The organism is Acaryochloris sp. IP29b_bin.148 (assembly GCF_028285565.1).
Classification (GTDB): domain Bacteria; phylum Cyanobacteriota; class Cyanobacteriia; order Thermosynechococcales; family Thermosynechococcaceae; genus Acaryochloris.
Genome location: NZ_JANQOY010000248.1, coordinates 17,540 through 31,706, shown reverse-complemented (window position 1 = coordinate 31,706; position 14,167 = coordinate 17,540). Strand labels below are relative to the sequence as shown.

The following is a 14,167-nucleotide window of genomic DNA, read 5'->3' as shown; positions in this document are numbered from 1 at the left end:
CCACGGAAAGGTGAGAGGCTATTTGGATCCGTTTTGGCATGATAATTAAGCTAATCTCATTCCTCTATACTATGGGTGATTAAACGGATTTTATATTATCGGATAAAAACCAGGAAATATAACCCACGGGCCGATTGCCTAGTGCAGCCACCCAAATTACCTCACCTTGAGTAGCTTGATCGAAATCCTCTAGCTGGTAGCGCCCTGTAGAGTCCCATGTAAAGGCGAGGGTTCGAGCCTGCAAATAAATTTCCCGAAGTTTTGGGCGATCCGTCGGTTGGAAAGGGCGAAGGTCAAACTGCATAGGAAGGGCATTTTACGGCAGAAATTAAGCATTAGCGCACCATGCCGAATCGGAGTATTTTTACCTACCAGAAGTCAACGTCATTGTGTCTACCTCAGCCTAGCGATCACAACAGTTTTGTGTGAGTAGACAATTAAAATGCTCTGAAAATACGGATTGAATTTGATGATGTTGTCTTTAAAATCGCATTTTTACTGAAGTTATACAGAACTATGACAAAAGTTATACATTTGTCGTATTTTCTTAGACGCGATCGCAAACAGACTCTTGCCATACTGAGTTCGGAAAGACAACAGGTTTGGTCCTCTTGACCTTAGCCCATTCCATCACTCACACAAAGACGGAGGTTATTTATCTCTGATCAGACAAGAGCACTTATCACTATATAAGGCTACAGTCAACTCTTTCAAAAGTGGCGATTTAAGGATCCGTAAAAACCTGGCTAGCCTGACAAATCTTCCCGAGAAATTCACATTGTGAATATATATTTATTCAGGCCGTGGGGATCTTTGGTATGTCCCATCATTTGCAGACAAAGAATGCTCTAGCTTGAATTCCAGGTAGATATTGCTCAGGCAAAAGCTCATTTCTTTCTCTGTGTAAGTACCATAGAACCCACCTTAAAATTTATGTCTGGCAATCAACATCAATCTGCCCTGCTCAATGGCAATGCCGAGTTCGATAGTAATGCAGGCGCTATCAACCTTGCCGATGGAGTAACTTCTCCATCATCCACAGGTTCATCGGCAGCCCCTCAACCCTCATCCACCGGTGGATCCGCTTTACCCCCCAATACTGCGGCAGCCACAGCAAGCGATCCACCGCTTATGAGCGCAATGCAAGGTACCCCTATGCACTCAGGGGATACCCACATGGCTCATCCTGATGACTCAGGAAAACAACATACTCACAGCGCCTTATTAGATTTAGTTCCTCACTCCCAAGCTACCCATAAGGCTGTTAAAAGTGGGTCTTGGTTTGATGCCAGCACCTGGGAAAACGGTGAGATTCCAGGAGATGGTGCCCATGTCTTAGTGAAAGAGGGCATTACAGTCACCTATAACGATGAAAGTGACGCTCGCCTAGAAACGATTCGTGTTGACGGTTCACTCAAGTTTGCCCATAACGTCGATACCAAACTTTTAGTCGATACCTTTGTGGTTGCGCCCCAGGGACAACTCTCAATGGGAAGCAAAAATAACCCCGTTCGGGCCAACGTCAACACTCAAATCATCTTTACCGCTGATGGCGCCATCAATAAATCGTGGGATCCGACCTTACTGAGTCGAGGCTTAGTTAGCCATGGCCAAATCAGAATCTATGGTGCCGATAAAACAGATTTCTTAGCCCTCCAAGGTGAGGTCAACGCTGGCGACAATTCTCTACTCCTCAAGGAGGTGCCAGCCGGTTGGCGCGTGGGCGATCAGATTGTGCTGGGCGGCACAAACTATCGATATGGCCAATCAGATAAAGATAATTCTCGCTTCCAGGACGAAGAACTGACCATCACCCGCATTGCGGGCAAACGTGTTTACTTTACCAATAACGACATTACCTCGGGAGACAATACCGTTTTACGGTTTGATCATAAATTCCCCAATGTCTCCGAGAAAGGCCAACTCAGTCTCTACGTCGCCAACACTACCCGCAATATTAGCTTTGAAACTGAAAATGCCGATTCAGTGCCAACGCAGCAACGGGCGCATGTTATGTTCATGCACAATCCCGACGTCGTTGTTGAAAACGCTGGATTTTATAATTTAGGCCGCTCAGATAAAAGCCGAGTGGTGAACGACCCTAGCACAAATGTGGATGGTTCGGCCGGGAACGGCAATAATCGACGAGGACGTTATGGCCTCCACTTTCACCGAACTGGCGCCGAAGACATTTCGGGGACACCCGCGATGGCCCGAGGCAACGCCGTTGTGGGTACACCCGGCTGGGGCATTGTCCACCATGATAGTCATGCTGTCCTTGAGGACAATGTCGTTTTTGATGTTGTCGGGTCAGGCATCGTCGCCGAGTCCGGAAATGAAACGGGCGTATGGAAAAACAATCTCACCATTAAAACCACTGGTGTGGACTGGGATAACATCAAACAAACACAAGACAGGCGAGAGCGATTATTTGACTTTGGGTTTAAAGGAGAAGGCTACTGGGTTCAGGGAGCTGCGCAAGTGGCCATGCGCGATAATATTGCCATTAGCGCCAATGATGCTGGTATTAACCTGTTTGGCGATTCTCTGCATCCTGAAACTGATTTTCGGGACAAAGAAACCATCAGTGTTGATCTGCTGCCCCCTGAGATTCGGGCCTTAGTCGCACCCGCGGGTCAAACTGAAGTCGATGTCACCGATATCCCTCTCCGCCAGTTAACCGGATTTCAAAGTTATAACACTCGCGATGGCATTACGCTGTGGGCCCATAAGACCAACTTTGATGGGCAATTATCTTTTAATAGTCCTGATCCTCAAACCGCTCACAACTTGCGCTCAACTATTGATGAATTCAAAGTGTGGGGCGTTCGGGGAACGGGGGTAAAAGTCCAATATAGTTCCTACACCGATATTAAGAATGGCCTGATTATCGGCAACCCCAGTCAACCTGGAGGGAATGGAATCTTTGAAAACCACGCTTCCTACAATATCAACTTTAAGAATCTGCGGGTCAAGGGATTCCAGGATGGGCTGAAGGTCGAATTCCCCAATCAGGATCTAGATTTTATTTCATCCTCTATTGCCAACAGTTATTTCAGCGATAACACCTACAACTTATCGGCCATTGGCGGAAAACCAATGGGGAGCAACAACCGACCCGATGATTTCCCTGCTAACTTCAAAATTATCAATACTCGGTTTGCCGAGGTTGACAACAATGTTGCGCCTGTTGCCAAATTCAATAACAAGGTCGTGGGCGGGTTAGCGATGTCCTTTGATGCCAGTGCGTCCTACGATAGTGATCCTTTGAAGGCAGAGGGGAAGACGCTTTCTCGAGACTTGGCGAGTCAAGCCATTGCGGCCTATGGTTGGGATTTCAATAACGACGGCAAAATTGACAAATTTGGGCGCCAAGTCAGCCATCATTTCGGTCAAGCGGGTTCTCAGACGGTTGCTCTGACCGTTTGGGACAACCAAGGGGCCAGGAAAACGCTGACAAAAACCGTCAATGTTCGGTCTTCGCAATATACCAACCCCTTTATTCAGGCCAATTTTGGCTCAGGCACCTCCTTTGAGGATGCCTACAAAGCGTATAGCGCAGGGGCTGGCTTGGGTTGGCTGGCCACCACGGGTGTACGACGAGACGCCAATAGTAGAGGAGGAGTAGCCCTCCTTTCTAATCCTAATTACTACGGCGCTGGGATAGCCCAAGTCGTCTATGACCAACGGATTCGTCGTGGCAAACAGACCTTGGGACTAAAACTGAAAAATATTGAAGGCTCTAGCAAACCGAACAACGATATTGATATCACTCTATGGGGCGTGAACGGCCAATTTAATAACAAGCTGTGGCAAACATCGGGGCCAAGCCAGGTGGGAACGTTGCCCATGAGACGCGCAAAATTGGCAGATGTTACCCTGGGGGGCAACAACTTTGATTGGCAGAACTTTCAGTGGAATGTTGATCTGGGCAATGGGTATGACTACCTATTAGTTCAAGTTAATACGCAAGGAACCAAAGATCGGGGAGATTACGTCGCCATCGATGATGTCAGGCTATTTGGGGATGGGGCCGCCACGCCATCGTCCTCTGCTACCCCCACAGGTGACAATCGCTATTATCTTGCTGGTACAGCAGCGAATGATAGGCTCGCTGGCAGCGCACGTAGCCAGGTGATCAACGGTCAAGACGGCAACGATACACTCTACGGTGCCGGGGGAGAAGATAGCCTATATGGGGGCAATGGCAATGACAAGATTTACGGTAATCTGGGCAAAGATAAACTGAACGGGGATGATGGGGCTGATCTGATAGATGGCGGCAAAGAAAATGACAACCTCAATGGTGGCCAGGGTAAAGATACCCTCTTAGGTCAAGAGGGTAATGACACGCTCTACGGTAGCTCAGGCCAAGATAAGCTGAATGGAGGCAAAGGGAACGATACGCTCAATGGTGGAGTAGGCAATGATAGTCTCTATGGCGAGGCTGGTAACGATAAGCTCTACGGTGCAGACGGAGATGACCATCTCTATGGTGCCCTGGGTAATGACAACCTGAATGGCGGTCTCGGAAACGATCTACTTAACGGTGGAAGTGGCACTGACACCCTCTTTGGAGATGTAGGGAATGATGCTCTCTACGGTGGCGACGGTAATGATGGACTGAATGGAGCTGCCGGAGACGATGTCCTTCATGGAGGAACAGGTAATGATGCTCTTTACGGCGGTGAGGGGAATGATACCTTCTATGGTGGGTCAGGAAAGGACACGCTGAATGGCAGTAATGGCAAAGATCACTTGCTGGGCGGTGAGGGGAATGACACCCTCTACGGTGGTAAAGGTAATGACAAGCTCGAAGGTGGAAACGGCAACGATCGACTCTATAGCCATGAAGGGGACGATCTGATTCGAGGCGGTCGAGGTATGGATCGGCTCTATGGCGATGCTGGTAATGACTCCCTCTGGGGGGGAGATGACCATGATGTATTAGGGGGTGGCCTTGGGAATGACAGCCTTTGGGGCGAGAATGGCAATGACAATATCTGGGCTGCTGAAGGCAACGATCGTCTGAGCGGTGGTAATGGTCAGGACTCCCTGGGTGGGGGCGCAGGAAACGACTCCATGAACGGTGGAAACGGCAATGATCGGCTCTCTGCCCAAGACGGTAATGACTGGCTGGCAGGTGATGCTGGCAACGATACCCTCTTCGGTGAAGGTGGGAAAGATACCCTCATTGGAGGAAAAGGCAATGACTCAGTCAATGGGGGCAAAGGTAATGACTGGCTGATGGGGGTCAATGACGCCAACGCTCAAGCAGGTCGAGGCGAGCAAGATGTCCTCTCGGATTGGAATGGTGCCAACACCTTTGTGCTCGGGGATGACCGCCAGGTCTTTTACAATGATGGCCGTAGCAATACGGTCGGAGCTGGAGACTATGCTCTCATCAATGGATTCCGGCGCTCTCGGGGCGATAAGATTCAGCTCCATGGTCAGGCCTCTGATTATCGCTTGGGATCTGTGCCCACCGGGATGCAAGCGGGAACAGCCATCTACTTGGAGACTTCAGGTACGGATGAGCTAGTTGCGATTGTGGCCAATGCCAATAATCTGGATCTGCAGAGTCGCGACTTTGCCTATGCCTAGAAGAGGAAAAGGCTAAACGAGAATAGCAGTTCCAGCTTACATTGGGGGCGATGATTGGGTTTCAATCACGCCTTCGGCTTGATTCACGAGCGATCGCAGCTGTTCCAAGGTCTCCGGATCGACCTGCTGCCAGAGGCCCCGTTGATGGGCCTCTAGCAGCCGTTCTGCCATATCCCGCAATGCCCAGGGGTTTTTGGCTTGAATAAATTCTTGCACTTGAGGATTAAATAGGTAGGAAGTCGCCACTCCTTGATACATATGGTCAGCTACGCAATGGGTGGTGGCATCGTAGGCAAACAGGTAATCAACCGTTGCCGTCATTTCAAAGGCACCCTTGTAGCCGTGGCGCATCACCCCAGCAATCCATTTGGGATTGACCACCCGCGAGCGATAGACCCGAGCAATTTCTTCCTGGAGTTTCCGCACTTTAGGATGACTGGGAATCGCATGATCACCGAAATACAGTTCGGGGTTGTGGCCCTGGACGGCCCGTACGGCTGTTGCTAGGCCGCCTTGAAACTGATAGTAATCATCGGAATCAAGCAGATCATGTTCGCGATTATCTTGATTGTGGAGAACAATCTGCATTTGCCTGAGACGCTGACTAAAGGCTTCCGGAGCAAACTGCTCAGAGGCGCCAGAGGGTGAATTGGGGGATGCAGCGGTATAGGCATAACTGCTCCAGTTCATATAGGCTCGGGCCAAGTCCTGGTCGTCGGTCCAATGTTGGGATTCGATGAGACCTTGCAAGCCAGCCCCGTAGGCACCGGGCTTAGAGCCAAAAATACGGTAGCGCGATCGCCCCCTTGCCTTTTCTTCAGCCAACCCTTCATTCAACCAAAATTGTTGTTCTTGCTGAACATGCGACCTAAGGGGATTGTCGTCACCCGACTCATCTAAACTGGCCACTGCATTTACCGCCCGATCAAATAAATCAATCAAATTGGGAAAGGCATCCCGAAAGAAACCCGAGATCCGCAAGGTGACATCCACACGCGGACGGCCCAGGATCGAGAGGGGCAAAATTTCAAAATCGATCACCCGTCGCGACAACCCATCCCAAACGGGCTGTACACCTAACAGCGCCAGGGCTTGGGCCAAATCATCTCCACCGGTCCGCATGGTGGCGGTTCCCCACATCGACAGTCCCAAGGTTCGAGGATATTCACCATGATCTTGGGTATAACGCTCCACTAATACTTCAGCCGCTTTGCGGCCCACATCCCAGGCACTTTCGGTCGGTAACGCTCGAATATCCACGGAGTAAAAATTTCGCCCCGTCGGCAACACATCCGGACGCCCCCGAGTGGGTGCTCCCGAAGCTCCGCTGGGAACGTACCGTCCGTCCAGCCCTTGCAAAAGATGGGTGATTTCTTGATCGGTTTGGTAGAGTCGGGGCAGCAGACTGTCGCGAATCCACCCTAGCTCTGCTTGCAGCGCCGCTGCATACTGTGAAAGGTCAACTGGGGTCGGGGCGAGGAGCTGTTCAACTAACGCTGCCGCTTCGGTTTCTAACACTGCAATTGCATCTCCGGCTATATGGAGCGCAGTGGATTTGTGGTTCAATACCCGCTGTTGGTGAGAGGTAAGGGGTTGAGCCGGATCTACGGTTAAGGGATCCAAGTTGAGCTGCCAAGCTTGAGCCAAAGTCCGAGTGAGGCCCTGATGATGGGGACTGGGCTGGCGTGCCAAAGACACCACTAAGTCCCGTAACTGGATCTGCTCCGGGCAAGCGCCGAAGATATGGAGGCCATCGCGAATTTGGGCTTCCTTCAGTTCACAGAGATAACCATCGGCTTGGGTGAGTAGGGCCTCTAAGCCCGTCGGATCCTCGTTAGAGAAGGCCAGCCCCAGATCTTGGTCCAGTTGTTCCGACTGGATCAGGGCAAGAATGCGATCGCGAATCACCGGCAATCGACTGGGGTCTAAGCTCTGAGCATCGTAATACTCGTCAATTAGGGCTGCCAGCTTTTGCAGTGGCCCATACAGTTCGGCTCGGGTGAGGGGCGGTGTCAGATGATCGAGAATCACCGCCTGGCCCCGACGTTTAGCCTGTGCCCCTTCCCCTGGATCATTGACAATAAAAGGATAGAGATGGGGGAGAGGACCGAGCGCAATTTCGGGATAGCAGGTGTCTGACAGGGCAATACTTTTGCCCGGTAGCCATTCTAGGTTGCCATGTTTACCCACATGGATGACGGCCTGTACCTGAAATTGCTGCCGGAGCCAGATATAAAAGGCTAAATAGCGATGGGTGGGTTCTAAGTCGGGGGCATGGTAGTTCAAGCTCGGATCGAGATCATAGCCTCGAGCGGGCTGAATACCGACAAAAACATGCCCCAGCTGCATACCCGCAATGGCAAAGAATCCCTCGGGGGCAGCCTGGCGAGGCGTTCCCCAGCGATCGCATAGCTGTTGTTGCACAGCGGCAGGCAGCTGGGCAAACGCCGCTTCATACTCAGCCAACGACAGTTTCTGCTCCACCCGCCGGAGCGGCCACCCTTCTGGATCGTTGGTTACGCCTGTAGTTAACCGTTCCATCAGCTGATCGCTATCCTCAGGATAGGGGCCAATACGATAGCCCTCCGCTGCCATCGCCCTCAAAATGGCAACACAGCTAGCCGGAGTATCTAAGCCGACGCCGTTGGCTAGGCGGCCATCCCGACTGGGATAGTTGGCCAAGATCAGAGCGACCCGTCGGTCTGAGGGCGGACAGTGCCGTAGTTTGACCCAGTTCGCGGTTAACGCTGCCACAAACTGGATTCGATCGGCAACGGGTTGATAGCTAACCACATCGGTTTCGAGTTGAGCATGATAGGTTTGGACGGCCTTAAAGGAGACGGCCCGGCTAATAATCCGACCATCCACTTCAGGCAGGGCCACATTCATGGCCATATCCCGAGGCGCTAAGCCCTGCAGGTGGGTTTGCCAGCGCTCGACGGTCCCTCCGCTACAGATTACCTGCAACACTGGAACGTCCAACTGCTGCCATAGTTTTAAGTTCAGGGTTTCAGCCGCCAGTTTGGCCAGGGAAAAGCTCGTGGTGTTCAGGAGTAGATCGATACCCGGTTGATCCGGTGGGTTCAGCAATTGCACCAGCTCAGCTTGGACATCTGGATCCTGGAGAGATTGCACAAAAATGGGGACTGGGGTGAGATGGCGCTGGTGTAAGGCTTGGGAGAGGGCTGCGATCGCAGCCCCATTGCCCGCCAGATAATGCGATCGATAAAACAGAATCCCCACGCGAGGCTTGGACAGTTCGCCTGTTGGAGCGCCAGACGCAAACAGACCGATGCGGGGTACCGCTTGCGGTGGGGCAGGAACCCCCGTTGCCCCAAAGTGATGATGGGCAATAAACCGTAAGGCCTGCTCACCATTGTGGACGCCCCCCTCGGTAAAGTATTGCCAGAGCTGATGGACCGCCGATAAACCCACGCTAGAATGGCTGACCAAATCTGGATCAGGCCGATCATCGCCAGGCATGACGTACAGTGCCGCTCCAGTAGTCGCAATACAGTCCTTAAGCACCTCTAACCCATAGGACCAATAGGCTCGTCCACCCAATAGGCGGACAATAATGACCTGGGCATGGCAGAGCACCGTCTCCGCATAGTGATCAATACTTAATTGCTGTTGGAGATGCAGCAAATTGGCAACCCTGATCGGCGGTACTTGCTTAGAGAGGAGGGGCAGGGTTTGAGCCAATACCTGAATATCCGTATCGGCTGCCGTCAGGATAGCGATCGGTGCAGGCGTCTGCTCAACAAAAATGACACCCTCCGCCGATCCTGATTCCCATCCTCCCGGCATCGCTGCCAGACGGTGCATCGCATTCCTCCCACTTAATCACGGAATAAGGCTAATCTGACATACAACAGGGGCAAAGTGTCCAACTCAAATATTGCGAATCGTTGAAAGCCTTAAAGAAATCAGTGGAACTTCCCCAATTCTGTCAGGTTCACGATAAAAACAAATCAGACATGGCATGAAACCGTCATGATCTTATTTTTATTCAGACGACTATTAATATATGACCTGTAGCACATGACTGTAGGTCGTCAGTCAGTAAATAAGGTATCCACAGGTTTGATAAGCCATCGGGCTTCATTGGGGGAAGCTGGATACCTGCACAGGAGACTGGATGATGCCTGTTTCAGCACCGGGAATAGTTGAGCAAACGTTGCCAAGCATCGTGTATCCACAGCTCAGCGCGTCTCTAGTCAATATGGTGCCGTTTATCCCCGGTGTGGCCAAGCTGATCACCAATGCTGATTTCGAGGATACCAGTGAAGAGTCGCAGCCCTTTACGGTTCTAACCTCCAAAAGCTTTAGTGCATTAGTCTACCAAACGTCTGAGCTGGACAATGCTACCCTGAAGCTCACCTTTGACCCCAATGCCATTCGCGCCTTTCTCACACAGCTTCATCAGCGCTACCCACAGCATCCTTCACGCCAAGAATATATTCGCCAAGTAACAGCTCGTCAGGCTCACAAAACCAATGATGCCAAGCTCCAGAGCCAGTTTACACTGCAAGCACTCAGCACGATTAGCCTGAGCGCTAACCCAGAGGCAACCTTACCCCCTCCACCCATCGCTGATGCTGTCTTACATCAGTCTGTTGCCCAAGACCGCCTGCTCAATCAAATCATCACCCGCATTCACCAGAGTTTAGAGCTTCCCGTCATCCTGTCAGCAGCCTTGGAGGAGGTTCGTCATTTTCTGCAAGTGGATCGGCTCATTATCTATCAACTGTCCCCCACCCCGGCTATTCCTATCCATGGTGATGACCAGAGTCCTCTCCCCTCCCCCCAATCACAGGGGAGCGTGACCTATGAAGCCTTGGCCTCATCGGAGATTTCTTCTGTTTTAAACCATCCCGCCAAGGCCTGTGGACTTGCCGCTGTCGATATTCCCCCCAGCGCCCTACAAGGGCTGACTATCCCAGATATTCAGCACACCCTGGCCAAGGACGTACGGGATAGTTTGCAGTCCATTCAGGTCCGAGCCTTGCTCCTAACCCCTATTGTGGTTCAGTCCGAACTTTGGGGGTTATTGATTGCCCATCAGTGCTGGCACCCTCGCCAATGGCAACCGGAGGAACAAACGCTGCTCAAACAGGTGGGAGAACATCTGGCCATTGCCATTTATCAAGCCCAACTGTATGACCAAGTTCAGCAACAAACACAAACTTTAGAGGAACAAGTCACCCAACGGACGCAAGAGCTGCAAGCTGCATTAATGGCCGCTCAGTCTGCCAATCAGGCCAAGAGCGACTTTTTAGCCACGATGAGCCATGAATTGCGCACACCGCTGACCTGTGTGATTGGGATGTCTGCCACCCTATTGCGGTGGTCGTTGGGGCCGCTAACGGACAAGCAGCGGAGTTGTTTACAAACCATTCATGACAGCGGTGAACATCTGCTGGAATTGATTAACGATATTCTCGACTTTTCCCATGTGCAATCGGGGAAAGCAACCCTCAATTTGAGTGAGTTTTCCCTCTCAGCCTTGATGCAGCAGATTTTGCAGGTGATGCGTGATAAAGCGGATGCCCACGAAGTCAAGCTCAAGGCTAAGTTAAAGATTCCGCGAGATCGAGATCGATTTGTCGCTGATATCCGTCGCGTCCAGCAAATTCTGATTAGCCTGATTGATAATGCCATCAAATTTACGCCGATGGGGGGCAAGGTGACCCTGCGGATTTGGGTCGAGACCAATACCGTTATTTTTCAGGTGGAAGATACGGGTATTGGCATTTCGCCGAGCCAGCAACCGCACCTCTTCGAGAAGTTTAAGCAATTAGACACCTCCTACCATCGCACCTATGATGGCGCTGGTTTAGGGTTAGCATTGGCTCAACAATGCGTCACGTTACATCAAGGGTGGATTGATGTCAGCTCCGTAGAAGGTCAAGGGTCCATCTTTACGGTCCAACTGCCCAATCAATCGGCCTTGTTTTACCAGGAGGAGACCAGTGCCGTATCTCTGTCTGGAGGACGGATCGTTTTGATTGAAGGCAATGAAGAGGATGCGACCTTCCTCTGTGATATGCTAACGGCCGCCAATTACCAGGTTATCTGGATGGTCGAAGCTTCTGCTGCTATTGATCAAATTCGCCTGTTGCACCCCATCGCCGTTATTGTGGATACCCAATTGCCAGCTCAAGGGTGTCTGAGCCTGATTCGTCGTTTGCGATCGCTCTCGGGAACGGACAAAATCAAAATCATCGTGCTCACCCCTGAAGGCGTCTCCAAGGATCACCAACGCTATTTAAGCTTGGGCGCAGATGCTTATCTCCTTAAGTCTCTGAAACCCGAAGACTTACTGAGAAAGGTCGAAGTTTTATTAAAGTCCGCTTCCGTTATCTAATGGACTCGATGAATCAGGCCAGTGCTCTACCGTCAAAACCCTAATCGTTGTCCTGATTGGACTCCAACTTTTGGGTCTCCTCTGCATAGAGGTGGGCAATAAATGTTTTGAGACGCATCCGAGGAATATAGGGCCATCCCCCTTCACTCTCAATTTCGCGGAGCAGCAGATAGAGAGCCTGACGATTCGTCGGCAATGTTTTGATAAACAATTCCTCTCTAATGATTTGATGGAGAGATTCCAACACACGCAACAATTGCAGTAACTCAGTAGAATTCCCTGCCGTTCGTTGGGCATGGGCCTTTACTATTGCCCTGATCTCTTCTAAGTAATCACTCGATGGAGTTGTGGGTTCACCACTAGTCATATTAGGTATCGTTGTACGCTATTGCCTCATTATCAGGCTTTTATGGGCCAGCTGAGCGAAAAGATAGCCCTGAAATCTATTCCCACTCAATTGTCCCAGGGGGTTTAGAGGTAATATCATAGGCCACTCGATTCACCCCTTTCACCTCATTGACAATCCGGTTAGAAATCGTTTCCAGGAGGTCATAGGGGGCTCGAGACCAATCCGCCGTCATCCCGTCTTCGCTGGAGACAAACCGCAAAACAATGGGATAAGCATAGGTCCGTTGATCGCCCATTACCCCAACACTCCGCACCGGCAACAGCACTGCAAAGGCTTGCCAGAAATCGCGATAAGACCCCGACCGATTGATTTCTTGGCGGACAATTAGATCGGCATCACGGAGAATATTCAGTCGCTCTGCTGTCACTTCACCAATGATCCGAATGGCCAGCCCTGGACCAGGGAAAGGATGTCGATTGACAATCTCGTCGGGCAAACCGAGGGATTGGCCAACCTTGCGAACTTCATCCTTAAATAATTTGCGCAGGGGTTCAACCAGCTTGAACCGCAAGTCTTTGGGCAGGCCACCCACATTGTGATGGCTTTTAATCTTGACCGCGACCCGTTCGCCCGTGGCCGGATCGACATTGGTATCGGCAGATTCAATCACATCAGGATAGAGGGTTCCCTGGGCCAGATAATCAAAGGGGCCTAGACGTCTGGATTCTTCTTCAAACACACGAATAAATTCATGGCCAATGCGCTTGCGCTTTTCCTCTGGATCGGTAATGCCATCCAGTCGCTCCAAGAACCGTTCACGGGCCATTACATATTCCACTGGAATATGAAACTGCTCTCGAAAGAGTTTCACCAGACGTTCGGGTTCTAGTTTGCGCATAAACCCTTGATCAATAAACATGCAGGTTAAGTTGTCGCCAATGGCCTTGTGTAGGAGGAAGGCCAGGGTCGATGAATCAACGCCGCCCGATAAAGCTAACAACACCCGCTTATTGCCAACTTTGGCGCGCACCTCACGGATGGCTTCTTCCACGAAGACTTCTGTGGTCCAGGTCGGTTCACATTCACAAATATGGTAGACAAAGTTGCGAATTAAGGCTTGTCCCCCCTGAGAATGGACGACTTCAGGGTGAAATTGAACGCCATATAGCTGGCGTTCATGGTGGGCAATGGCCGCATGAGGGGTATTGGTTGTATGGGCCAATATCTTGAACCCTTCGGGCAACGACGTCACAGAATCACCATGACTCATCCACATGGTGGTGTCGTCTTCAACATTGGTGAGCAAGTCTGTGGGATCATCGATCCAAATGGAGGCTTTGCCATATTCAGCTGCGTCGGAGGATTCGACTTGGCCCCCTAACTGCTGCACCATCAGTTGCATGCCGTAGCAAACTCCCAAAACGGGAATTCCTAGGGTCCATAGTTCTGGATCGCAGGCCGGCGCATGGTTGGCATAAACAGAATTCGGCCCACCGGACAAAATAATGCCCTTTGGGTTTAGTTGCCGCAATTGTTCAATAGAGGTCCGATACGATAGAACTTCTGAGTAAACTTGAGTTTCACGAATTCGACGAGCGATGAGTTCGGAATATTGAGAGCCAAAGTCAAGAATGGCAATCATGGGCCGATCGACAGGGGTGTTGGCAAAGCTGGATTGAGGATGGGCAGGAAGAGGCTGCTGAGTCTGAGAAGGCACGGAAGGTATCCCTATGAGTGAGGTGGCGGGGTTAGGCAGAATGAATCGTTATATCAAAAGCAGGGATAACCCTTAGAAGCCCGATCTAGATCACGAGTGATGAGAGAGTAGGTGGCGAAAATTTAAA

General features: G+C 51.0%; 6 protein-coding genes. 2 read left to right on the top strand and 4 right to left on the bottom strand.

What is annotated here, in order from left to right:
* Window positions 1-79 precede the first annotated feature (79 nt).
* Window positions 80-304, bottom strand: a complete 225-nt coding sequence (locus Q0986_RS22510; RefSeq protein WP_299416416.1) for a hypothetical protein — start codon at window positions 302-304, stop codon at window positions 80-82.
* 629 nt (window positions 305-933) lie between these two features.
* On the opposite strand from Q0986_RS22510, the gene Q0986_RS22505 reads away from it, so the two are divergent.
* The gene (locus Q0986_RS22505; RefSeq protein WP_299416413.1) at window positions 934-5,604 is read left to right on the top strand and encodes a G8 domain-containing protein; all 4,671 of its coding nucleotides are present in this window, start codon (window positions 934-936) and stop codon (window positions 5,602-5,604) included.
* A 36-nt stretch (window positions 5,605-5,640) separates the two neighbouring features.
* Here the strand turns inward: Q0986_RS22505 and cobN are convergent, their stop codons facing one another.
* Window positions 5,641-9,432, bottom strand: coding sequence for a cobaltochelatase subunit CobN (gene cobN / locus Q0986_RS22500; RefSeq protein ID WP_299416409.1), 3,792 nt, complete (start codon window positions 9,430-9,432; stop codon window positions 5,641-5,643).
* 313 nt (window positions 9,433-9,745) lie between these two features.
* Here cobN and Q0986_RS22495 point away from each other — a divergent pair, with 313 nt between their 5' ends.
* Window positions 9,746-11,974, top strand: coding sequence for an ATP-binding protein (locus Q0986_RS22495; protein ID WP_299416405.1), 2,229 nt, complete (start codon window positions 9,746-9,748; stop codon window positions 11,972-11,974).
* Window positions 11,975-12,014: 40 nt separating this feature from the next.
* Here the strand turns inward: Q0986_RS22495 and Q0986_RS22490 are convergent, their stop codons facing one another.
* Both Q0986_RS22490 and guaA read right to left on the bottom strand, forming a co-directional pair.
* Window positions 12,015-12,341, bottom strand: coding sequence for a hypothetical protein (locus Q0986_RS22490; RefSeq protein ID WP_299416402.1), 327 nt, complete (start codon window positions 12,339-12,341; stop codon window positions 12,015-12,017).
* A 76-nt stretch (window positions 12,342-12,417) separates the two neighbouring features.
* Window positions 12,418-14,040, bottom strand: coding sequence for a glutamine-hydrolyzing GMP synthase (guaA, locus tag Q0986_RS22485; RefSeq protein WP_366918665.1), 1,623 nt, complete (start codon window positions 14,038-14,040; stop codon window positions 12,418-12,420).
* Window positions 14,041-14,167 lie beyond the last annotated feature (127 nt).

Coding starts and splice junctions, on each gene's coding strand:
- Q0986_RS22490 (WP_299416402.1), bottom strand. CDS start 12,341: ATGACTAGTGGTGAACCCACAACTCCATCGAGTGATTACTTAGAAGAG.
- Q0986_RS22510 (WP_299416416.1), bottom strand. CDS start 304: ATGCAGTTTGACCTTCGCCCTTTCCAACCGACGGATCGCCCAAAACTT.
- Q0986_RS22495 (WP_299416405.1), top strand. CDS start 9,746: ATGATGCCTGTTTCAGCACCGGGAATAGTTGAGCAAACGTTGCCAAGC.
- cobN (WP_299416409.1), bottom strand. CDS start 9,432: ATGCACCGTCTGGCAGCGATGCCGGGAGGATGGGAATCAGGATCGGCG.
- Q0986_RS22505 (WP_299416413.1), top strand. CDS start 934: ATGTCTGGCAATCAACATCAATCTGCCCTGCTCAATGGCAATGCCGAG.